A 22883-nucleotide genomic window follows, 5' to 3' on the forward strand; every position below is an offset into this window, starting at 1 on the left:
ACCTTCAACGAGGGATGGCATAGTCCCGTTCTCCGCACAGTGCCGGAGGAATTCGAAGGGGCAGGGTAGATCAACACAGTGGAACTCATCCAATTGGTGTTGTTGATCTCCAAACCGCAACAAAGCACCAACTTACCAGAATCAAATGACCGACGATCGGACCGATCATCCTGCTGTATCCGATGCTCCGGCGTTATTTCGTCAAAGGGCTAACTATCGGTTCGGTTAAGGGGAAAGGACAAAAAAAGCAGAGCCTCTCGGCTCTGCTTTTTCGATGACTGCGACTTATTTGAAGAAAGCGGGAAGGTACGGCTTATTCTGCTCCAGCATCTCGTCCAGCAGCGCTTTGGCTACTTTCACCGAAGGCACGAGCGGATGGCTCGCCATCGCTTGCAAGGCAATCGCCCTATCGCCCGTAATCGCCGCTTCGATCGTTAATCTTTCGTACGTTTTGACCGCGTGGATCAAACCTTTCGCTTGCTCCGGCACGTTAGTGACCGGGAGCGGGATCGGACCCTTGCCGGTAACGACGCAATTGACCTCGATAGCGGCATCCTCCGGAAGAAAGTCGAGAATTTTGCCGTTCGTCACGTTCAGCGTCTGGATATCGCGCTTGTCGTTATACAACGATACCATAAGGTTAACCGCAGCTTCGGAATAGTAGGCGCCGCCGCGTTGCTCCAATTGTTTCGGCTTTTCTTGCAAATCCGGGTCCCGATACAGTTCGAACAATTCGTCTTCTACCCGTTTCACGACTTCCGCTCGCGTTCCGTTCGCTTTCAACGATTCCAACTGCTCTTCCAGCATAACGTCGGTTAAATAGAAATATTTCAAATAGTAGGACGGGAACCCTCCGAGACCGCGCAGGAAATCAAGATCCCACTCCGTCGCCGGTACGTTCTTGCCGGAATACTCTTCCCGTTTATCGAGCAGTTCCGTCAATTTGTCCTCGCCTTCTACTTCGATCCGCGTTACCCAGTGCAAATGGTTAAGCCCGACGAACTCGGTGTAAATATGGTCGGACGTCGTATCGTATTTCTTGCTCAGCCATTTATGCAGACCGATCGGGGCATTGCACAGACCGATGCTCTTCACCTTGGAATGGCGCGCGATCGCCTCGGTGACCATCCCCGCCGGATTCGTGAAGTTAAGCAGCCAAGCATTCGGAGCCAGCTCTTCGATATCCTTGCAAATATCGAGCAGGACCGGAATCGTGCGAAGAGCCTTCATCATGCCTCCGGGACCCGTCGTCTCTTGGCCGATGACGCCGTATTTGTTCGGAATGTGCTCATCGTATTTGCGCGCTTCAAGCAAACCGACCCGCATTTGCGTCGACACGAAATCCGCTCCCGCGATCGCCTTCCGACGGTCTAAAGTGAGATGCACGTCGATCGGCAGCCCGGATTTGGCGACCATCCTCTTGGCAAGCTCCCCTACGATCTCTAGCTTATGCTTGCCCGCCTCGATATCGACGAGCCATAGTTCCCTGATCGGCAATTGCTCATAACTTTTAATGAAGCCTTCCACGATTTCCGGAGTGTACGACGAACCTCCGCCAATGACCGCGATTTTCAAACCTTGTGCCTTTGTCATCCCTTGTCCATCTCCTTGGTAAGTCATGTATGTTTAAGATAGCATCCAAATTAAACCGAGCTATATTCGGAAACCGTGCGTAATCGATCATAAATGAGTTCCGGGAGCGGGATCCCGCTCGCTTCCACGGCGAGCCATACCGCGCCGACTACCGGCTCCACCTGCAGCTTGACGACCTTCGCTCCGGGAGCGGCTTCTTTCACGGCTTGCCTGATAGAGGCATGCACGAAATCTCCCTCGCCGCGGGTAACGATGCTTCCCGCCAGGACGACGTCGAAACTATCGTTCTCCATGCACAGACGTCTGATGACGGCTTTGGCGGAGCGGCCAAGCTCCTCGCCCTGGTGACGAAGAATGGCTTGGGCAACCTCGTCTCCCTCGCCCGCGGCTTGGAACAATAGCTTCGCGACGCGAATCGGCGGCACCTTGTTGTGATCCAGGTAATCGTCGAACATCGCCTGCACGTTGTCGTAACCGAGATCGTCCAGCAGCAGCCGCGTTAACATCGTCGGCCGCTCGCGGCCATCCCAAGCCCGGATGACCGAGCGGAATACCTCCACGCACAACGAGCCTCCTCCGCCGAAGTCACCGTACAAATAAGTGAATCCTCCGCATTGAAAGAACTGCCCCTTCGCGTTAACTCCCGCGCTATTGGAGCCCGTGCCGCAGATCAGCACGACGCCGTACGGGCGGTCGGTCCCCGCTCTTAGCGCGATCATCGTATCGCAATTGATCTCATGCCTTGGAAAACCGAGCTCCGCGATCATAGGACGCAAGATCCTGTAGTCGATCTCCCTGTCCGCGCCCGCAAGTCCGAAATAGGCGAACTCGATATCTTCGCGCTTCAACCCCGCTTCCGCCAAAGCCATCTCCACGGATTCGCGGATGTTCCGCTTGGCCGTTTCGTATCCGGTTTGATGATTCCCGTTGCCGCTATTTCCTTTGCCGACTATCGTTCCAAGTTCATCGACGATTAGCGTATAAGTCTTGCTGCCGCCTCCGTCTACGCCCAAATAGTACTTCATTTGACTCACCTCGTAGTTATGCCGAATCTTATGTTTTACGAGCGGTGGACTCCCTGATAATCAATTCGGGTTCAACCTGCATCGTTACGTTCCGTTTGGCCGAATCGTTAATCGCGGCTAACATGAGCTCGACGCCCGCCGCTCCGATTTTATCCGCAGGCTGCCTAACCGTTGTAAGCATCGGACGAAACTCCGTCGCGAATATTTGATCGTCGAAGCCGACGATCGACAGGTCGCGAGGGATGCTTATCCCTTCCTGCAAACAGGCATTAATAACGCCAAGCGCAATATAGTCATCCGCCGCGAATATCGCCGACGGCAGTTTTCCGGTACGGATCCACTGCATAGCAATGTCATACCCCGAGGCGATATCGAAAAAACCCCGTTCTATGCAGTAAGGCTTCAATCCGGCTTCCTCCAACGCGGCCGCGAATCCCCGCTCCCTCTCCCTGCTGCTCAGATAGGCGAGCGGGCCGGCAATATGCGCGATTTCCGTATGTCCGAGTTCGATCAGATGCTTAGCCGCTTCGTATCCTCCCTTAAAATTGTCCACGATGATGGACGTGACGGAAGGGTTCTTCTTCGAATTATCGATCAAAATAAACGGAATTTTCTTCTTCTTGAGCTCCATGACGTATTCATCCTCGTCCACCGGCGACAGCAGGATGACGCCGTCGACGCGGTCTTCTTGGAACAAGGAACGATGGAAGGCATCCTCATAGCTCTTGGAGATCGATAACGCCAAGAAATAACCATGCTCCGCGAGCCGATCGTTAATCTCCTTTACGACCGTGTCGAAGAAAGAGTCATGCAACGTCGTAATCGTTAAGCCGATAATTCCTGTTTTGCCGCGTGCCAGGCTCCGAGCGGAGGCATTCGGATGATAGTCCAGCTCCTTCATGGCCTGCAGCACTTTTTCTCTATTCTTATGACGCACGGAAGAGGAATTGTTCAACACCCTCGACACCGTAACCACGGACAAGCCCGATTTTCTCGCTACATCAAAGATACTAACCTTCATCGCCTAACGCCCCTGTACGATAAAATGATATGTCATTAACGTACCATAGTTGGCGCAATATTCATTGCCGGAGGGGCAGTGGAGTTCCGCCTCCCCACTGCCCCGGCGACTCTTTACTTGTTCACCCGTTCGAGCAGGCTCTTCAGCTTCTCCTCGATGCCGGGAAGCGCTTCTTCTACCTTCTTGTCGCCGTTCTCGACGCTTGCGAGCTCATTGATGAACAATTCGTTAATCTGCGAATAGTTGGAGATCAGATGGTTGTAAGATTCGAAGCCGTATTTGTACGCTCCCTCGAACACTTGCTTGATTTGCTCGGGATCGATGCCCTCGAAGTTGCTGTAATATTTCTCAGCGGCCTTCTGGTTTACCGGCGGATTGCCCCCGCTCAGCTCGATCGATTTCTCTTGCACCTCGGTCGTGATCAAATACTTAATCCATTCCAAAGCTTCTTTGGGATGCTTGGAGTCCTTCAGCACGAAGAGCGGATCGACGTACAGAACGCTTCTGACCTTCTCGTTCGGGCCTTGCGGAACCGCGGCTACGCCGACGTTAAAGCTGAAGTCGCTCGATGCGGCCAAGCTCCATGAACCGACGACGGACATGGCGATCTTGCCGGAAAGGAACGGATCCCCGAACTGTCCCGATACGGACTTGGAGAACGCCGGCGTAGGAGAAACCTTCTGATCGTAGATGAGTCCATAGATTTTCTTGTACGCCTCTACGACTTCCGGCTTGTTCAGATTGATCTCGGAAGGCTTGCCGCCATTGGTCCACGTGTCATCGGAATAGACGTCGGCGCCGAAATATTGCGGACGTTGATCCCGTTCGCCGAAACCGAAGTCGACGCCATACTGCGCTTCCGCCAGGTCCGTGGAATCTACCGTCATTTTTTTCGCGTAATCCACCATCTTATCGAACGTCCAGCTCTTGTCTTCGTAGTCCGTCGGAGGATACTCGAGTTCGGCTTTATCGAAAAGATCTTTGTTATAGAGCATAACCGTAACGTAGCTGTTCAGCGGGATGCCGTAAGTTTTGCCATCTACCTTATAGATGTTCATGACATCTTCGGGGATGTTGTAATCGGCACCGCTGAAGCCGTCAAGATAAGGAGTCAAGTCCGCCAGCATGCCCTTGTTGTAGTACTCCATAAATCCGCCGTATCCCCAATGGGACGTGACATCCGGCGCGTTCTTGGCGGCGATGGAGGACTGGAGCTTGGAATCGAATTGCTCGTAAGGCGCCTTTGTAACCTTGATCTTGATGTTCGGATGCTTAGCTTCGAAATCCGGGATGAGCTTCTCGACGAACGTGCGATCCGGCGAATCGATGGTATAATGCGTGATCGTGACCGTTTCCCCTTCTTTCCCTTCCTTGCCTCCTCCGCTTGAACATGCCGTCGCGACCAATCCGAATGCCACCGTTAAGGCGAAAGCCAACTTACCCTTCTTCATCCTCATGTTTATCCCCCTTAATATTGTTGGTACGGAATATGTGAGCGATTACTTGATGCCGGTAAGAACGATGCCTTGGACGAATCGCTTTTGCGCGATCGCGAAAAGGACGACGATCGGAAGGACGGACAGCAGAGAAGCCGCCATCATTAAGTTCCAAGGAGCGATCCGAAACTTGGAGCTCAGCATCGCCGCCATCCCGATCGGAAGGGTAAAGTTTTCTTGCGAATCCAGATAGAGAACGGGCGCAAGCAGATCATTCCAGCTCCAGATGAAGGAGAAGATCGCCACGGTCGCGAGCACCGGACCGGACAGGGGCAAGGTCAAGCTCCAATACAAACGCACTTCCCTGCAACCGTCCATCCTTCCGGCATCGTATAACTCGTTCGGTATCGTGGCGAAAAACTGCTTTAGCAAAAAGATCATGTAAGCCGACGCGAAAAAGGAAGGCAGAATGAGCGGCAGCAAAGAATCATGAAGGCCTAGCTTCGTGAAGAGAAGAAACTGCGGAATCATGATTGCCGGATAAGGCAGCATCAGCGTACTGAGCACGAGCACGAACAATAACTGGCTCCCTCTCGCCCGATACCGGGCGAAGCCGAACGCGACGAACGAGGAGGAGAACACCGTTCCGATGACCGTCGCGATCGCGACGATCAAGCTGTTCATGTATTGCCGGCCGAATTTGATCTCCGAGTTGACGAACAATTCCTTGAAATTCTCCCAAGCGAAATGCTCCGGTATGACCGTTGGCGGGAATACGAGCATCTCCTTGGTCGTCTTGAGTGATGTCGATAACATAAAACCTAGAGGCATAATCATAGCTACCGTTACGATCAACAAAACGAGAAACCCGATGATCCGAGCAAGCTCTATCTTCGCCTTTTTCCGTTTGACGGGTTGTTGCTTCGCAAGCGCGACTTGACTCATCTCTCACGCCCTCCTTCGTAGTACACGTAACGATTGGACATCTTCATAATGATGAAGGTGATGATCGTGACCGCGATCAGGAGGATCCAAGACATAGCCGAGGCATACCCGTACCGGAAATTCTTGAACGCATTAATGTAAATGTTGTACACGTAGAACCATGTCGAGTAATTGGGCCCGCCCTGAGTAATCGTGTAGGCCTGCGTGAAGACTTGGAACGATTCGATCAATCCGATGATCAACTGAAAAAGGAACACCGGGGAGATGAGCGGAAACGTAACGTTCCAGAAGGTACGAAGCCGTCCGGCGCCGTCCAGCTTAGCGGCCTCCAGCAAATGAGCCGGAACGCCCTGCAATCCCGCCAGGAAAATCAACATCCCTCCGCCCAGCCCCCAGAACGACATAACGATGAGCGCCCACATCGCGTATTTCTCGTCCAGGAACCAGTGGATCGGATCGATTCCGAATAGCGAAAGCCCGTAATTGAACAGCCCCGCCTGAGGGTTGAATACCCAGAACCATAACAACGCCATCGACACGCCCGAGATCATGCTCGGAAAATACATCGCCGTCCGGAAGAATCCCCTGAGCGGAATTTTCTGATTGATCAGGATCGCGAAGACCAAAGACAGGAACAGCGTCAACGGAACGCTAATGAACGTGTACTTCAGCGTGACTTGAATGGAATTCCAGAACTGCTCATCGCGGAATAGCTCGTTGTAGTTGCCGAATCCGATAAATTCGGGCGCATGGATGATGTCGTACTCCGTGAAGCTGTAATACAAGGAAGCCATTACCGGAAATAATGCGAATACGATAAATCCTATTAGCCACGGAGACACGAAAAAATAGAACAATCTCCCTTCGCGGCGGCTTTCCCTTGTCGACTTCAATCCATGGTCCCCCTTCGTTGACGGGTAGGCTATGATTCCACTTCCAAAAGTTAAACCGCTTAAACTTTTTAGATAAAAAATTTAGCATAATAGCATTGCGAGCATAATTATGCCAGGTCCTGATTGCTATTCAATTTTCAAAAGTTAAAGCGATTAAACTTTATACAATGATTATAGTATGGGATGAAAGCGATGACAAGATTATTTTTTTCGGGATGATCCCTTCATCGTTAAGCTCCAATAATTCCATCGATAATTGTTGTTTGTCATCGTTTTGTATAAAATGACGATAAACGAAGGGGGAGATCGCAGACCATGTTCGCTTCTCATAGGAGAGACCAGATATTAGAGTTGCTGCATCGCGACAAGCAAGTATTGGTGAAGGACTTGGCGCGATTATTTAACGTTTCCGAAGGGACGCTGCGCATCGACTTGAGAATACTCGAAGACGAGGGATTGCTGGAGAGAACTCACGGGGGCGCCGTGCCCGTGAGGAACCCGGCCTCCGTGCGCGATTCGCGCGATCCGTCCCGCAGCGGGGTGAATTACGAAGAGAAGCGCATGATTGGACGGAAAGCAGCCCATCTAGTGACGGCGGGACAGTGCATCATCTTGGATGCAAGCTCTACCGCGCTGGAGCTGGCCAAAACTTTAACCGAGCATAACTATTTAACGGTCGTCACGAACGGCTTGGAGGCCGCAATGACTCTGAATCAGAATCCGCGCAACAACGTCATTCTGATCGGGGGCGTGCTGCGGGTAGGTTCGAAAACCGTCGAAGGCGTGCTGGGCAAAGACATCCTGGCGGGAATCCACGCGGATCTGTTTTTCACTTCCGCGGAAGGAGTCAGCTTTCAAGAAGGGATGACGGACTTCAGTTTGTACGAGGCGGAATTGAAGAAGCTGATGGCGGGCAATGCCCGCAGAACGGTCGCATTGGCCGATCACACCAAGCTCGGACGCAGATCGATCGCGACTTCCGTTCCTTTCGACGAAATCCATACTCTGATTACCGACAAACAAGCGGATAAAGATTTCCTGAAGCAGATCAAAGGTACGGAACTGCTCATTGCCGATTGAATAACGCAACAAACGAACGTTCATCTGCAAATGAATACGAACGCCGACATACGCATTCAATTGTTGACAAACAAACGCAAACGAACGGACAATTAAAGAGAGGATAGATGCGGCAGGAGGATAGCGACAACATGTTATTAGACACAATAGACGGCTTCATTATCGATTTGGACGGTACCGTATACCGAGGAGCGACGGCTATCGAAGGTGCCCGCGAGACGCTTAGCTATATCCGTTCACGCGGCAAAAAAGTCGTATTCCTCACCAATCGGGGAAACTACTCCAGGAGGATGTGCCGGGAGAAGCTTAACGCAATGGGGATTCAAGCCGCGGAGGATGAGATTATTCTGACTTCCACTGTCACGGCTGATTACCTAAGGAACGCAGCGCCCGCCAGTAAATGTTGGCTGCTCGGGGACGAGGGCTTGCGCGAGGAGTTGTCCGCTCACGGCATCGGGCTTGCGACGACGCCTGAAGAAGCAGAGTGGCTAGTCATCACGCTTCACGAGAAACTTACCTATGCGGAACTCAATTCGGCATTCCGCGCCGTTCGCAACGGCGCCCGAATCATCGCCACGAACGAAGATAAAACATTCCCCGGCGACGATGGGGAATCCATCGACGTAGGAGGTTTGATCAGCGCCATCGTGAGCACGACGGGGCAAGAAGTGTCCGTGGTCATCGGCAAACCTTCCGCGTATATGTCGAACGCGGCATTACGTTCATTGGACCTCCCTCCCGAGCGCTGCCTCGTGATAGGAGATAGCCTTAACTCGGACATTCGGCTGGGCAAGCAAGCCGGCATTCGTTCCGCGCTCGTGCTAAGCGGTTCGACAACTCGGGCAATCGGGGAAGCCTCGGAGATCAAGCCGGATTATATATGGGAATCGATCGCCGATCTACAACATTTTTAGGACAACAGGGAGGAATAGCAGATGTCATTCAACGGTCCAGTTCGGATTGAACCGGGAGCGATTCAAGGCGTCGTTCCGTATTTGAAGGAAAACGGTTATCGCAAAGCGGCCATCGTCGCGGATGACCGCACCTACGAAGTCGCAGGCAAACGTATCGGCGATGCCGCCAATTCTGCCGGGATTAGCGTTACAACAACGCTAATCTTACCGGATCGGCAAGGCGACGTGATCGCCGACGAGGCTTCCCTCATTCAACTGATTCTCGAGCTGCGCCAAGAAGCCTCCGAGATCGTGATCGCCGTTGGTTCAGGCACGCTGCACGACATCGCCAGATTCTCGGCCTACGCGGTCGGAATCCCGTTCGTATCCGTTCCTACCGCGCCATCGGTGGACGGGTTCAACTCCGTGGGCGCCCCGCTGATCCTCCGCGGAGAGAAGAAAACGATTGGCGCGATAGGGCCTTCCGCCATCTTCGCGGATCTCGATATTCTCACCAAAGCTCCAAGCGAGATGATCGCGGCCGGATTCGGCGACATGCTCGGCAAATACACTTCCTTGTTCGATTGGAAGTTCGGCAGCCTCGCGGGCGGCGAGCCTTACTCGGAGGAAGTAGCCGACCGCACGAGACGCGCCTTGCAGCAATGCGTCGATCACTGCGACGAGATCGGCAGCAGAAGCTTGCAAGGCATTGAAATCCTGACTCGCGCGCTGATCGAATCCGGGTTCGCCATGCTGCAATTCGGACAATCGCATCCCGCTTCCGGCGCCGAGCATCACCTCTCCCATTATTGGGAGATGGAGCTGTTGCGCTCCGGACGAAGGCAAGTGTTGCACGGAGCCAAAGTCGGCATCTCTTGCGGGGTCATCTCGGACCTCTATCATAGGTTGGCCGAGGAAGAGCCTTCTTTGTTTCCGGTCGAGCATCGCGAAACGATTTTGAAAGCCATCCGGGACATTCCCGACGGCAATCGGCTTCGCGAGCTGTTAGCGAAAGTCGGGGGACCGACAGAGCCCGATCGGTTAGGCATCGAACCGGAACTGTTGGAGAGAAGCCTTCGGGAAGCTCACCATATTCGCCCGAACCGTTTCACTTTGCTTAGAGCTTATAACGAACGCCGTTAGCACTGAATGCCCCGCCACAGAATTATGGACGGTCTTCATACGAAAGCACCCCGCCATAGTCCCTGTTTCCGACCTTGGCGAGGTGTTTTTGCGTTTTTTCGCCATACCCGATCAAATAACGTTACGCCATCACCTTATAGCCCTATTTACGCACGTCCCCCCTCGCTTAGCGCTATGCCATCACCTTATTCCCTTCTCACACCGCAAAATCCAAGCAATTCGGAACAAATAGCGTTATCCCGTCACCTTATCCGCCTCGCCCTGCTCGCTCCCCCATCATTTAACACTTCGCCGTCACCTTATTCGCAAAACAGACCCGTCGACCGATGAATAAAAAAGCCGTCCCTTAAGCCAGCAAATCGTCGGCTTTAGGGACGGCTTTTTATTCGAATTAGCTGGCTTGCAAACGACGAATTCTCTCTTCCAAATCCGGGTGGGTCGAGAATAGCCCGCTGCGTTTTTTGCCGCTGATCTGCAACGTAGAGATAGCGGTTTGCTCGCTGCCTCTCATTCTGTCTTGGTAAGCCTGCAGCCCGCGCAAAGCATGAATCATCTTGTCTTTACCTGCCAAGTGCGCTCCGCCCGCGTCGGCGTGGAACTCGCGATATCTCGAATACGCGAGGACGACCATGCTGCCGAGAATGGAGAATACGATTTGAAAGACGATAACCGCGATAAAATGAACGATCGGCGCAATCTCTTCTTTCACGAAACGGGATACCGCCCAAGCCGCGATACGGGAAAGGAATACGACGAACGTATTCACAACGCCTTGGAGCAACGTCATCGTCACCATATCGCCGTTGACGATATGAGCCACCTCATGGCCGATAATGGCTTCTACCGCGTCTTCGTCCAACTCGTTCAGCAAGCCGGTGGATACCGCGACGAGCGAACGTTTCTTCGAAGGTCCCGTAGCGAAAGCGTTGACCTCGTGGGAATCATAGATCCCGACTTCCGGCATGTGCATGAGACCTGCCGCGCGGGACAGCCGATGAACCATCTCGACGATTTGACGCTCGCCTTGCGAGAGGTGATCGTTCGGCTTCAAGACGCGAACGCCCATCATCCACTTGGCCATCATGCGGGACATCGCCAGCGAGATGAACGCTCCCGTGAAACCGACGATCGCGCTGAAGATCAACAGCGACATCATATCGATTCCGCCGGATTCGTTAATGTAAGAGCCCACTCCGAACACGGTGAGGATAATGCCGATGGTCAGCATGACCAATAAGTTGGTTAAGATAAACAACAAAATACGTTTCATTGTTTTCCTCCTAAATTTCAATAGAGTAGGATACCTTTATCTTCCTACGCCTATTTTAGCTTGATCTTACTCTAGAATCTACGGAAGGAATAAACAATTCGTTTCAGTAAATTTACGGAAATCGAAAAAAAGGCCAAGCCTGCGACGGCTCGCCCCTCTTATCGACGGTTTGACGCTCTGATTTTTACAGCCGATTGAAACCCTCTTCGCTTAGGTAGTCCCTTGCTTCGTCATAGGTTTCGAAAGCCATCTCGAGATTGAGACCGGAGAAAATGTACCACATCTCGTCCTCGAACTTGAGAACAAGAATGTTGCGATCGGAGTCGAACCACTTCTCCTCCTGCCCTTCCTCCCAGGAAGAATCCCCCGTCAACGATTGAATCGACCGCTCGACGAGAGAACGAAGCTCCTCCGCGCCGTAATCCCGCACGTTAACGAAGCCTTTTTCATCCGTCTCGACGCCTTCAATTTCCCCTGCGAAAATATAGCCGTTGCCGTTCGGGTGAAAATGAAAGCCGACGTTCTTCTTCTCGATAACGCTTCGGTCATAATGAAAATTTACGCGCCCCAGGGATACGTCTCTCCGCTCTAGTTGGGGAAAAGACTCCATAATCGCGATCTTCTCAGTGAAACTTAACATAGGTTTATCCGCCTCTCGTTTTATCCGTTTATTCCGCTTTGCGTCCGGTTGTCGTACTGCTATCCAAGCTTAACTGGTCACCTCGGTCAGGCTGCGCAAGCGATTGCGGTTGCGGCACGCCCTTCGCGTCGCGCGTAAAGCGAGACTCGATTTTTTTGCTCACCCACAACGACGCGCCTACGAAGAGGACGACGTAAATCAACTCGAGCGGGCGCTCGATGAACCGGCCGAAATCGTGACCGATGATCGATACCGACATGACCATGATCGCCTTGCCGAATACGATCGCGATGAAAAAAGAACGCAGCCGCATCTGCGCGATGGCCGCGGCCATGTTAATGACCACGAACGGCCCGACCGGAAAAATGCTGAGCAGGAACACATAACTGAACGCGTTGCGCCGTACCCATACTAAGCTCTTCTGCACCTTCGGCTTCTTCGCCCAGCGCAGGAAGTACGGATGCCCGGCGACTTTCCGCACGACCATGAACGTCACGAGGCATCCGCTCACGATTCCTAACCAGGAATAGAGGAACCCGAGCCATAAGCCGTAGACCGCGGCGTTCACTCCGACGATCAGGATCGTCGGCAACGGCGGCACGAACGACTTCATGAACGTCAACGCAATGCCGGGAAAAGGACCGAAAGCCCGGTATTGCTCCAACAAACTTTTCAAATTTTCCTCTGTCACGTTGGACAGAATATCCGATATGCTCATCGTTTACTCCTGCACCTGTTCCCGCATGGTCTGCTATTTACATCATTATAGCATTAGTTCGAGTCCTCTTCCCGTTTAGGCCAAATTGCGAACAAACTAAAGAAGCGACGAATCAGAGACCTCATCTCTGCCCGTCGCTTTAACTCCGTACCGTTACTGCCCGAATTCAGCGTCCCGCTTCCAACGAACCCAAATCATTGATCGCCACGCATGCCATGACGAAGGCTCCGACCCCGTGCAGGTCATTGCTGCTCGTCGGCCGAGTCACGTAATTCTCGTAATCGCCCGCGGACGTTCCGATGCAAATGTCCGGAAGCACGATTCCCCCGGCGGCGTCGAATTCGAGCCTTCCGATCAAGCCCTCGTATCCTTTAACCGCCGCTCCAACGCAGTCCCGCTCCACGACTCCTTGTTTGACCGCCTTCGCGATCGCATAGACGAACAAGCTCGTGCAAGACGTCTCCAGCCAATTATCCGCGAGATGCCCCTTGTCGACCACTTGATACCACAGTCCGCTTTCCCGGTCCTGATAACGGATAAGCGCATGGATGAACTCCTTCTGTACTTCCGCCAGTTCCGAACGCTCCGGACTTCCTTGAGGCAACAAGTCCAGGAATTCCGCCAACGCTAGTCCGTACCAGCCAAGCGATCTGCCCCACAACTCCGGCGAGCAGCCCGTCTCGGCATCCGCCCACGGCATCTTCCGCAACTCGTCCCATGCATGGAACAATAGCCCCGTGCGGTCGTCCTTCATATATTTACGCATCAATCGCTCCTGATGCAGCGCCAACCCGATTAAGCCGTCGTCCCCGTAGGCGGCCGCATATTTCAGAGCGAAGACGCCTCCCATATACAGCCCGTCTAGCCACATTTGACCGGGATACTTGTCCTTGTGCCAGAAGCCGCCCTCGGAAGTCCTGTTCAAGGTGTCGAACAACGACCGCAATTTATCGGCCGCTATCCGGTATTTGCGCTTCCCGGTAAGCTTGTCGAGCCGAAACAGCAACAGCCCAGCCTGTATCGCATCGAGCTCATCCCTGGCGAAATAAAAGTTGCCGTGCCCGTCGACCAAGCCATCAACGTAATCCTGAATATAGCGCTCGTATCTTCGGTTCTTGCCCGCTTCCAGCAGCAGCTCCATTCCGCATAGGAATACGCCCTGATGATAGTGCCAGCGATGAGCCGGAGGAAGCTCTCCCGCGGCGTAGGCATCCATCAAAGTATCGCAAGCAGCCGCGGCCCACTCCAAAGGCGCGCGGGAGATCGTGTTCGATATCAGCATGTAATCCCCTCTCCTCTCTTTCTTTTACCCTTTGATCGAGCCTAGCAAAGCGCCTTTGGCAAAATGCTTCTGCAAGAACGGGTAGACGATCATGATCGGAAGCGTCGCCACGACGATAACGGCCATCTTCACCGTCTGATCCGGCGGAGGCACTTCGCCGTCCAGGCTGGAGCCGTACTCGATTCCGCTGGCCAGCACGACGATCTGTCTTAGCAGCACTTGAATAGGCCACTTATCGCTGCTGTCCAGATACAGAATGGCGTTCAAATAAGTGTTCCAGTACGTTACGGCGTAGAACAGGGAAATCGTCGCCAGCACGGGCATGGAGAGCGGAAGCACGATCCGGAAAAAGATCCCGAAATCCGTGCACCCGTCGATCTTCGCCGATTCCTCCAGCCCTTCCGGGATGTTCTGAAAGAAGTTCTTGAGAATGATCAGATTAAACGCGCTGATCGCGATCGGCAATATAAGCGCGGCGTAGCTGTCGATTAAATTCAGTTCTTTCACGACGAGGAAAGTCGGAATAAGCCCTCCGTTGAATAGCATCGTAAAGACGACGCTGAACATAATCGCCTTCCTGCCGTCCAAGTCTTTCCGCGACAAGCCGTAGGCCATCATCGAAGAGATGAGCATGCTGAATAACGTTCCGATCAGCGTCACGAGAACGGATACCGACATCGCCTTAAATATCGTATTGGTTGAAAAAATAAACCGATAAGCGTCCAAGCTCCAGATCTTCGGAACGATCACGAACTTGTTGACGGCCAGTTCCGCGCTCGTCGTGAACGAGCCTGCAAGCACATGAATGAAAGGCAGGAACGATACCAGGGCAAAAGCGAACAGTATCGAATAATTGAAAACCGAGAATATTCTTCCGCCTAACGTACGATCCTCTACCATCTGTTGTCCTCCTCCCGCCGATTAATAAACGCCGTCTTCCCCCATTTTACGAGCGAGCCTATTGGCAGCCATAACCAGCACGATTCCGATGAACGATTTGAAAAATCCGATCGCGGCGCTATAGCTGAACTGGCCTTGTCTTAACCCGGCCGTAAACACGTAAGTATCGATAATTTCGGCTACGTCGCGGTTCATCGAATTGAGTAGCAAGTATACATGCTCGAATCCTAACTCCAGCACGTCGCCGATCTTCAGGATCAACAGCACGATAATAACGCTTCGGATAGCCGGCAGCGTAATATTCCAAATTTGTCTAAGCCGATTCGCCCCGTCCATTCGGGCGGCTTCGTACTGTTCAACGTCTATCGAGGCAATCGCCGCCAAATAAATAATCGTTCCCCAGCCCGCTTCGCGCCAGATGACCTGAATGATGTAAGTCGGTCTGAACCACTCCACGTTGAGCAGAAAATTAATTTTCTCGAACCCCAAATAAGCGATTAACTCGTTGATAATGCCGCCATCCTCCGTCAACATTACGAAGCTGATGGAAGCGATAATGACCCACGACATGAAATGCGGAATGTAGATCAGGGTCTGCACCGTTTTCTTGAACGCGGAAATCCGAACTTCATTGAGCAGCAACGCCAGAATGATCGGAACAGGGAAGAAAAACAACAAGTTCATGCCGAACAAAATAAGCGTATTGCTTAGGATTTGAAGGAAATCCGGTTCGTTGAACAACCTCTCGAAGTGTTTAAAGCCCACCCATTCGCTGCCGGCGATGCCTTTGAACGGTTTAAAGTCCTGGAACGAGATGACAAGCCCGTACATGGGCGCATACTTGAAAATCAAGAAATACAAGAGACCGGGGAAAATCATCACATAAAGCCACTTATTCCTCTTTAGGCGCCTGCTTAATTCGCTGCTTCGCTGCTTGCGTATCGGCGACGGCAAAGCTGCCTTGCCTTGTTGAACGCCCGCTTCCTGCATAACATGCATCCTTTCCCGCGAAAGTCGAAGTTGGAACATTGGAAGGGCTCCCCCGCCCATGCGGGCGAGGGTAAGCCGCTATTAAAACCTGATTCGGGTATCGGGCCGGTCCGTTATTTCTTAGCCGCCGCGTTGATTTCCTCGATGATTTTATCCCCGCCGCGCGACTTCCAGTCGTCCACCATCTTCTTGAACCCTGCCAAATCGATGCTGCCGTACATGTACTTGTAAGTCGCGTCTTTAATGATCTCTTGCAACTGCACGCCTTGCGCCGTGTTGGTAGCGGAATCCAATGCGGCCGCCGGATCGGCGATCGCGATCTTCGCGTTCTCGATCGTGAATTGCTCCGCGCGAATTCTAGCTTCCAAAGTGTGGTAAGCTTCCAACTGGCCGTTCGTTTCCGGTTCTCCGATGAGGCTGTCTTTGAAGCCCTTGACTTCGCGTTCGATTTTTTCCTTGTCGTCGAGCTCCTTCGCTTTGCCGTCGACTACCTCGTAGTGGGTGCCCTCGATTCCCCAGAACAGCGTGTTGGCCACTTCGGGAGTCATCATTTTGTCGTAGAAAGCGAGAATTTTCTTCAGCTCGGCTTCGTCTTTGACAGCGGTTTTCGGGAACAGCAAGACGTTGTTATAACCCGGGATCGACCATGAGGTCGCTTGCCCGCTCGGTCCTTTGATAAGGGCTTGCGTATCGACTACGGCTTCCGGTACGTTTTTGACCAAGTCGCGCTGCAGTTGATTCACATCCGACATCGCGCCGATATAGATACCCGCTTCGCCGCTCGTGAACAGGCTGACTTGGTCGGTTTTGCTAGTGGCCGCGAAGTCTTTGTTCATATATCCGCCGTCGCGGAACTTCTTGATGTAGTCCATCGTGTCGATGTACTGCTGGAACATGAACTCAGGTTGCAGCTGGCCGTCTTGCTCGCCCCAGTTATTCGGAGTGCCGAACCAGGAAGCGACCGTTTTGAAGGCTCCGTAGATCAGATCGTTCCGATCCGCGAGCCCGATCGTGTCGTCCTTTTTGTCGCCGTCCGGGTCTTTCTCCGTGAATTGCTTAGCCATCTCGAGCAGATCGTCCACGGTTTCCGGCGCTTTCAGCCCCAGCTTATCCGCCCAGTCTTTCCGGTATATAATCCCTTGGCGGGCGAGCGGCCTACCGATGTACAGCGTATACAGCTTGCCGTCGACTTTCGTATTGTTAAGGGTAAACTCTTTTAACTTGCTTAAGTTCGGGAACTCGCCGAGATAAGGTCCGATCTCCCAGAACTGTCCGTCTCTGATCGCATCCTTCATCAGCAGGAACGTCGCTTGGTTCTTCAAATAAGTGACCTGAGGCAACGAGCCCGTCGCGAACGAAGCGTTTAATTTCTCTTCATACGTGTCTGCCGGGAAAAACTGATACGTCAGTTCGGTGTTCGTCAATCTTTCGATTTCCTTCTCTACCGTATCCGGCGGGGTTTCGGCAATGTTAAGAGGCAGCATGATCGTAATCTTCGTCGGTCCCTCCGCCTCCGGCGCTTTCGACTCCGCGGCCTTAGACGCGCTAGGGCTGCTATTCGAGGATGATGCCGCAGGCTCTTCCTTGTTTTTGCTTGCGCATGCCGCAAGCGCTAAGCTAAATACCAACACCAGGCTAAGCAGGACCGATACGCTTTTTCTCTTCATACCGCTATGACCTCCAAAAGGGATTTGTGTGCTACAACTCCGACTTTAGAGGCAGCCCGAAATTACGTATACAATCATTTGCTCACTTCGCCGCGCTCCCGGGCGGCATCTAACATAATGATTATTTTTCGGCCGGATGACACGACAACCGGGAATACGAAAGGCCCATGCGAATGCGCACGGGCCTCGAAGATAATCCTTTGCAAAACTATTTTGCCGGAAATCCGCCCTCTACTCCGAAACCGTTATCCGCAATTCCTCTTCCACGTCCGTCTTATAGTCGTGTTTCGCGTAGACGAGTTCGGAATCGTTGTTCCATTGTACGGGAGAATAGTCCGTATGATCGTCGGCTTGAATCAACTTACGTTCGGTGAAATCGGACAAATCCATTACCCATAGCTCTAGCGTTTCGCCGACTTCGTAGTCGTTCTTCTGTTCCGAGCTTATTCCGCTCGTTCGCGCGTACGCGACCCGCTTGGAATTCGGAGAAATCAACGCCTCGTTCGCGTAGCCGAAATACTCGCTTAGCTTTCCCGAAGCTACCTGATACAGTTGTCCGCCCCTTAAGACGCTTGTACCCGAATCGAGCAGCAAAACCTTCGAATCGGAAGCCCATTGAAAGTAGTAGGTGTCCGGTTCCACGGGAATCTCGACCGCGGATTCGTCGCTTGCTTTCCAAGCGTAAACTTTAGATTCATACTCGATTCCTTGGCAGTACGCAATGGTTTGATAGTCCGGCGACCACTCGATATTATAAACATTCTCTAGAGCATACAGCTTTCGCTCCAACCCATTCATTTGCTTCAGTCGCGCCGGATCGACGGGATCGCCGGGCGGCGCCTCAGTAGCCGCAGGATAGGTCGCGGAGTCAAACACGTTATAATAGAGGACCTGACCGTCCTCTCCGTTCACGTATACGTCCCCGGTTTCGTAATCGTAATAACGATAGTCGCGGGCATAATCGTCCGAAGGCAACGGAGTATAATAAATGATCCGCTTGCTATCCGCCAATTCCCCGTCGTACGCCCCTCCTTGAAACCCTTCGATCTCGCGAATAAGCGCCAGAACCGGATAAGGCGTCGGCTTGTCGCCTTTTTTCAATTCATCCAACGGATTCTCCCCGCCCGGAGCCGCTTCGCCTGACGGTCGTACCGTCTCCGATGGCGATGCGGCCTCGCTCGTCTCGACCGCGGTTGCGACGGCGAGGCCGCCGGAGTCGACGATGGCGTCTCCGTTGACGCGGTCGCCGCATCCGATCAATGCAATAAGCAAGACCACTATCACGGTTAAAGCAATCCAGTGTTTCAACTTCGTCCCCCCCATTGCCAAAAATATCCTATATGCAAACCATAATACCACACGGCGCGAATAGAGCTCCCCCTCTCCATAAAAAAACAGCAACGCAGGAGTTACCCCGCGTCGCCGTTGCCGAAATAATCTTGCGTATACTCTTGAATGACCTTGCTGCCTCCGCTTCTTTTCCACCGTTCGATTTCTTGCCGGTAACCGGCTTCGTCCAGATGACCGAGCATGTAATTGTATGTCGCGTCCGATATGATTTTATACAACTCTACGTTTTTCTCGTCATAGGTTTTCGATTTCAAACCCTCAGTCGGATCGCGCACGATAAACTTCTCGTTATCCTCGCTCAATCGTTCGGCCGTCTCGGTTAGGCTGTCTTGCTTAGCTACTTTCATGATGTTCGGGTTACTCAAATCGGCGATCATCAGAGTATAGAGGACGCTCAACTCGTTCGCCCTCAGCTCTTGGCTATCTTCCGGCAACACGACCTGATTACCTTCGAGCTTATAGTGGCGTCCCTCGAAACCATACTTCATCAGATTGGCAACGTCCTTCTCCATCGACCGATCGAAAAATTCCAAAGTTTGCAACAGTTCCTCTTCGGTCTTAATCGCTTTCTTGGAAAAGAGATATAACCCGTTGAAATTGGGGATCGACCATATTCGATAGCCGAGCGGACCCTCTATTCGGTTGACCAGCGCAAAGCGCGCCTCCGGATTCACGAGCTCTGCCGCATCCGCTAGCCGCTGGACATCCAGCATGCTTCCGATATAGACGCCCACTTGCCCGCGAATGAACAGATTTCTCTGAACCTCCTTGCTGGTGACGGCGAAGTCCTGATTGATGATACGCTGCTCATACAATTTCCGCATGAAGTTCATCGTATCCATGTATTGCGGAGTCGCGAATTCCGGAATAAGTTCATGTCCGGAAACGAGCCAGTTGTTCGGAGTCCCGAAATAAGAGCTTAGCGTCTTGAATACCCCGAAAATCAGATCGTTGCGGTCCGCCAATCCGAACGTATCCGCCTTGCCGTTGCCGTCGGGATCCTCGTAAGTAAACGCCTTCATCACCTCGTACAGCTCGTCGATCGTCCGCGGCTTGCCCAGCTTCAACCGTTCGAGCCAATCCTCCCGGATAATAATCCCTTGCCTGGAGGAAAGCCTCTCCGTATATAATCCGTAAATCTTGCCATCCAACGCGGATTGATTAAGAATATCCTCGTCCAGTTGCCTTAGGTTCGGGAATCGGTCCAAATACGGCCCGATCTCCCAGAAGGCGCCCGAGCGTACCGAATTTTTCACCAAATTGTAATCCGTATATTTAACGAACGTCGCTTTCTTCAATGAGTTGGTCATCAAGGACGTATTCATTTTGTCCGAGTAGATGCCGTCAGGCACCCATTCGATGTCCAATCTCGTATTCGTCAGCTTCTCTATTTCGTCGATAATGGCAGGATCTGGAGCATGAGGAAAATGCAATGGAGCCATGATGCTGACGACGGGACGGTCATCGAGGTCCCCTGCGGCCTCCTTCCGACCCATGCACGAAGATAACAACAGAGTCGCTAACAACAAACCGAGCAACGAGCGAGTTTTTCTGGAGAAGCCTTTCGGATCGCCGGATATCATCGTAAACCCCCTTCAGCTAGCCTGATTACGCGTAATTCTAAGAAGATGATTATAGACGAGCGAGATGATTATTGTCCCGATCGGATCGGAAGATTACAATTAAGCTATCTTCGAAGATAAGGTGTTGGCTCTTATGCGCTCATTCAGTTTCCTGACCAAAATGACTATCTTCGGATTTTTGTTAAGTACGCTTCCGGTTCTTTTCATCGGTATTTTTTCCTATGCGACTTCTTCCAGCGAAATTCAAAATCATGTAAACAAAGGAAAATTGCAACTCCTCTATCAAATCAATGCCAATGTAGAACAAATTCTAACGACTGTCAACCATACGTTAAACCAGACGATCAACTCCACCGTGCTCAAAAAAGCGATGGGCAACCCGTTAACCGTAAACGATTTCATGATCTACGACAACATTCGGACCGAGCTTCGTCACATGCAATCGTTCGATACGAAGGTCGAGGACGTGATTCTCGTCAACGAGCGTCAAAATTGGATGATTAAAAACTCCGGACTATACGCGTTCGACCAATACGAGCATTACGACGCTTTGAGCGAGCTAGCGCAAATAAACGACATGAGCAATTGGACGCTTAACCCGACTCGCTGGTTCTACAGCGAGGAGAACTCGGCCAACGTCATCTGCGAGTATAGCATCAGCTTGATCAAGAAGCTTCCGTTGACCGGCTTAGAGAAACATGGGTTAGCGATCGCCAACATTCCGACTTGCGGCCTTCAGGATTTGTTGAACAACGACCCGGAGCAAGAAGACCGGATCATGATCGCGGACGAGAATTATCGCGTTCTCATCCATCCCGACCAATCCTTAATCGGCAAACCGCTCACGGCGACAGGCTTCCAATCCGCGGATGAACTGAAGAACCCTTCCGGGCAGTTCACGACGAAGATCGATCAAAGCTCTTATTCCGTCGCCTATTACCGCTCCCCGTTTAACGGTTGGATCTACCTATCGTTCACTTCGATCGCCAGCCTGACGCAGGAGTCCAACAAAATCGGCATGTATACGCTGATCGTCTGCGTATTCATGCTGCTTGTGACGATGTTGCTTGCCTGGCTCGGCTCCCGTCGCATGTATTCTCCGATCCAAGTTCTGCTCCAGCAGATCGATAACGGACTTCCGGGCATCCGCAAGCGCAAATCGAATGAATTCCAAGTGATCGGGGAACAAATGCAGCATTTATTCCAATCCAAGTCCCGACTCGAGAAGGAAGTCCATCAACATATCGACCAAGTTCGAACCTTCTTTCTCATCAAAGCGTTCCAAGACAACGTTAAGCGCGGCGACTTGCCGGAGCAATTGCAGCGGTTCGGATACGGCAACCAGCTTCGGGAATGGAGAACGATGGTCGCGCTCGCGCTGCAGATGACACGTTGGAGGGCACCCGATACGAGAAAAGGGACATGGACCTTCTGCTCTTCGCCATTCACAACATCATCGAGGAGATGATTCCTGCCGCCCGAAGATTATCGCCCGTCACGATCGATTACACGGTCGTTACCTTGCTAGGCAGCTCGTCCGACGATTCCGGGGAGTTCAACGACTGGTTGTATTCGATCACCGAGCGGTTGCAGCAAAATATCCAGAGCTATCTCGGCCTGCAAGTCAGCATCGGGATGAGCCTTACGTTCCATTCCTTCTCCAGCCTTGCCATCGCTTACCGGGAAGGCTTGGAAGCCTTGAAACACCGGCTTAAGCTGGGCAAAGGCATCATCATCCAGTACGAGAACATCAATTCCGGCAATCATTACTTGAACATGAACTACCCTAACCATCTCGAGAACGAATTAATAGACGCGATCAAACTGGCGGAAAAGGATAAAGCCAAGGAGCTGCTCGGGCAATTCCTGCTGCCCGTGTTTTCGGCGGAAATGTCGCCGCAGGAATACCAGCTCCCGTTGGCGCGGCTGCTGAATAACCTGCTGATCGTCATGCAGGAATCCGGCATCAGCCTTAATCAAATCCATCCGGCCAAAGGCTCTTTGTACGAAGAATTGTTGGATCTGAACACGGTACCCGAAATTCAGGACTGGTTCTGGACGAATGTCATCTATCCGATGGTCCGGGTATTCCGGGACAGGCAGGAAGCGCAGTATCATAATATTTCCGAGAAGGTCATCGACCTTGTCCAACATTATTACGATACCGATCTGACGCTGGAGGATTGCGCGTCGCGGCTGCACTACAACGCCAATTATTTAAGCAGCGTATTCCGTAAGGAAACCCAGATTTCCTTTACCGAATACTTAACCTCCTACCGGTTCAACATGGCTAAGAAATGGCTGGCCGAAACCGACATGCCGATCAAGGACATCGCTTCCCGGCTCCGGTACAACAACCCGCAGAACTTCATTCGCTCCTTCCGCAAGCAAGAAGGAATGACTCCCGGCCAGTATCGGGATCGGAAGCTGAACGGCTAGAAGCTTCGTCGCCAA

The 22883-nt window shown here is 52.3% G+C and carries 20 protein-coding genes; 5 read left to right on the top strand and 15 right to left on the bottom strand.

Translation table 11 applies throughout. The annotated features are described in order from the left end of the window. Window positions 1–285: 285 nt before the first annotated feature. From FPL14_RS12180 to FPL14_RS12205, 6 genes are all read right to left on the bottom strand, one after another. Entirely contained in the window at window positions 286–1593 is a 1308-nt protein-coding gene (locus FPL14_RS12180; protein ID WP_182303185.1) for a 6-phospho-beta-glucosidase, read from the bottom strand. A gap of 50 nt (window positions 1594–1643) precedes the next feature. Continuing rightward, entirely contained in the window at window positions 1644–2618 is a 975-nt protein-coding gene (locus FPL14_RS12185) for an N-acetylglucosamine kinase (RefSeq protein ID WP_182303186.1), read from the bottom strand. Between the two features lie 28 nt (window positions 2619–2646). Continuing rightward, a complete protein-coding gene (locus tag FPL14_RS12190) occupies window positions 2647–3639 on the bottom strand; it encodes a LacI family DNA-binding transcriptional regulator (protein WP_182303187.1) in 993 nt (330 codons plus the stop codon). Between the two features lie 113 nt (window positions 3640–3752). After that, window positions 3753–5096: an ABC transporter substrate-binding protein gene (locus FPL14_RS12195; RefSeq protein ID WP_229263888.1), complete on the bottom strand. Its 1344-nt coding sequence runs from the start codon at window positions 5094–5096 to the stop codon at window positions 3753–3755. Window positions 5097–5138: 42 nt separating this feature from the next. Further along, the gene (locus tag FPL14_RS12200) at window positions 5139–6020 is read right to left on the bottom strand and encodes a carbohydrate ABC transporter permease (protein ID WP_182303188.1); all 882 of its coding nucleotides are present in this window, start codon (window positions 6018–6020) and stop codon (window positions 5139–5141) included. Beyond that, a complete protein-coding gene (locus tag FPL14_RS12205; RefSeq protein WP_229263889.1) occupies window positions 6017–6913 on the bottom strand; it encodes a carbohydrate ABC transporter permease in 897 nt (298 codons plus the stop codon). The genes FPL14_RS12200 and FPL14_RS12205 overlap by 4 nt, the downstream gene beginning before the upstream one ends. A 315-nt stretch (window positions 6914–7228) precedes the next feature. Here FPL14_RS12205 and FPL14_RS12210 point away from each other — a divergent pair, with 315 nt between their 5' ends. The 3 genes from FPL14_RS12210 to FPL14_RS12220 all read left to right on the top strand — a co-directional run bounded on the left by FPL14_RS12210 (window position 7229) and on the right by FPL14_RS12220 (window position 10029). Next, entirely contained in the window at window positions 7229–7993 is a 765-nt protein-coding gene (locus tag FPL14_RS12210; protein WP_182303189.1) for a DeoR/GlpR family DNA-binding transcription regulator, read from the top strand. A gap of 131 nt (window positions 7994–8124) precedes the next feature. After that, window positions 8125–8907 carry an HAD-IIA family hydrolase gene (locus FPL14_RS12215; protein ID WP_182303190.1) on the top strand — a complete coding sequence of 261 codons (783 nt, stop codon included), beginning with the start codon at window positions 8125–8127 and terminating at the stop codon, window positions 8905–8907. A gap of 21 nt (window positions 8908–8928) precedes the next feature. Next, window positions 8929–10029 (top strand): sn-glycerol-1-phosphate dehydrogenase, encoded by a 1101-nt coding sequence (locus FPL14_RS12220; RefSeq protein WP_182303191.1) that lies wholly within the window; start codon window positions 8929–8931, stop codon window positions 10027–10029. Between the two features lie 391 nt (window positions 10030–10420). Here the strand turns inward: FPL14_RS12220 and htpX are convergent, their stop codons facing one another. The 9 genes from htpX to FPL14_RS12265 all read right to left on the bottom strand — a co-directional run bounded on the left by htpX (window position 10421) and on the right by FPL14_RS12265 (window position 20429). Beyond that, window positions 10421–11299, bottom strand: coding sequence for a protease HtpX (htpX, locus tag FPL14_RS12225; protein ID WP_182303192.1), 879 nt, complete (start codon window positions 11297–11299; stop codon window positions 10421–10423). A 184-nt stretch (window positions 11300–11483) separates the two neighbouring features. Continuing rightward, the gene (locus FPL14_RS12230) at window positions 11484–11939 is read right to left on the bottom strand and encodes a hypothetical protein (protein ID WP_182303193.1); all 456 of its coding nucleotides are present in this window, start codon (window positions 11937–11939) and stop codon (window positions 11484–11486) included. Window positions 11940–11967: 28 nt separating this feature from the next. Further along, window positions 11968–12657, bottom strand: coding sequence for a TVP38/TMEM64 family protein (locus FPL14_RS12235; RefSeq protein ID WP_182303194.1), 690 nt, complete (start codon window positions 12655–12657; stop codon window positions 11968–11970). 166 nt (window positions 12658–12823) lie between these two features. After that, on the bottom strand, window positions 12824–13939 hold the full coding sequence (locus FPL14_RS12240; RefSeq protein ID WP_182303195.1) for a glycoside hydrolase family 88/105 protein: 1116 nt from the start codon (window positions 13937–13939) through the stop codon (window positions 12824–12826). A gap of 24 nt (window positions 13940–13963) precedes the next feature. Next, a complete protein-coding gene (locus FPL14_RS12245; protein WP_182303196.1) occupies window positions 13964–14839 on the bottom strand; it encodes a carbohydrate ABC transporter permease in 876 nt (291 codons plus the stop codon). Between the two features lie 21 nt (window positions 14840–14860). Next, a complete protein-coding gene (locus FPL14_RS12250; protein ID WP_182303969.1) occupies window positions 14861–15829 on the bottom strand; it encodes an ABC transporter permease in 969 nt (322 codons plus the stop codon). 113 nt (window positions 15830–15942) lie between these two features. Next, entirely contained in the window at window positions 15943–17496 is a 1554-nt protein-coding gene (locus FPL14_RS12255) for an extracellular solute-binding protein (RefSeq protein ID WP_182303197.1), read from the bottom strand. 231 nt (window positions 17497–17727) lie between these two features. Next, window positions 17728–18804: a hypothetical protein gene (locus FPL14_RS12260; RefSeq protein WP_182303198.1), complete on the bottom strand. Its 1077-nt coding sequence runs from the start codon at window positions 18802–18804 to the stop codon at window positions 17728–17730. Between the two features lie 101 nt (window positions 18805–18905). Continuing rightward, a complete protein-coding gene (locus FPL14_RS12265) occupies window positions 18906–20429 on the bottom strand; it encodes an extracellular solute-binding protein (protein ID WP_182303200.1) in 1524 nt (507 codons plus the stop codon). Between the two features lie 133 nt (window positions 20430–20562). Here FPL14_RS12265 and FPL14_RS29895 point away from each other — a divergent pair, with 133 nt between their 5' ends. Continuing rightward, complete coding sequence (locus FPL14_RS29895; RefSeq protein ID WP_229263890.1) at window positions 20563–21897, top strand: cache domain-containing protein; 1335 nt, start codon at window positions 20563–20565, stop codon at window positions 21895–21897. Continuing rightward, window positions 21852–22868: a helix-turn-helix transcriptional regulator gene (locus tag FPL14_RS29900; RefSeq protein WP_229263891.1), complete on the top strand. Its 1017-nt coding sequence runs from the start codon at window positions 21852–21854 to the stop codon at window positions 22866–22868. Before FPL14_RS29895 ends, FPL14_RS29900 begins: the two co-directional genes overlap by 46 nt. The last annotated feature ends 15 nt before the right edge of the window (window positions 22869–22883 follow it).

The organism is Cohnella cholangitidis (assembly GCF_014107495.1).
In the GTDB taxonomy this organism is placed as follows: domain Bacteria; phylum Bacillota; class Bacilli; order Paenibacillales; family Paenibacillaceae; genus Cohnella; species Cohnella cholangitidis.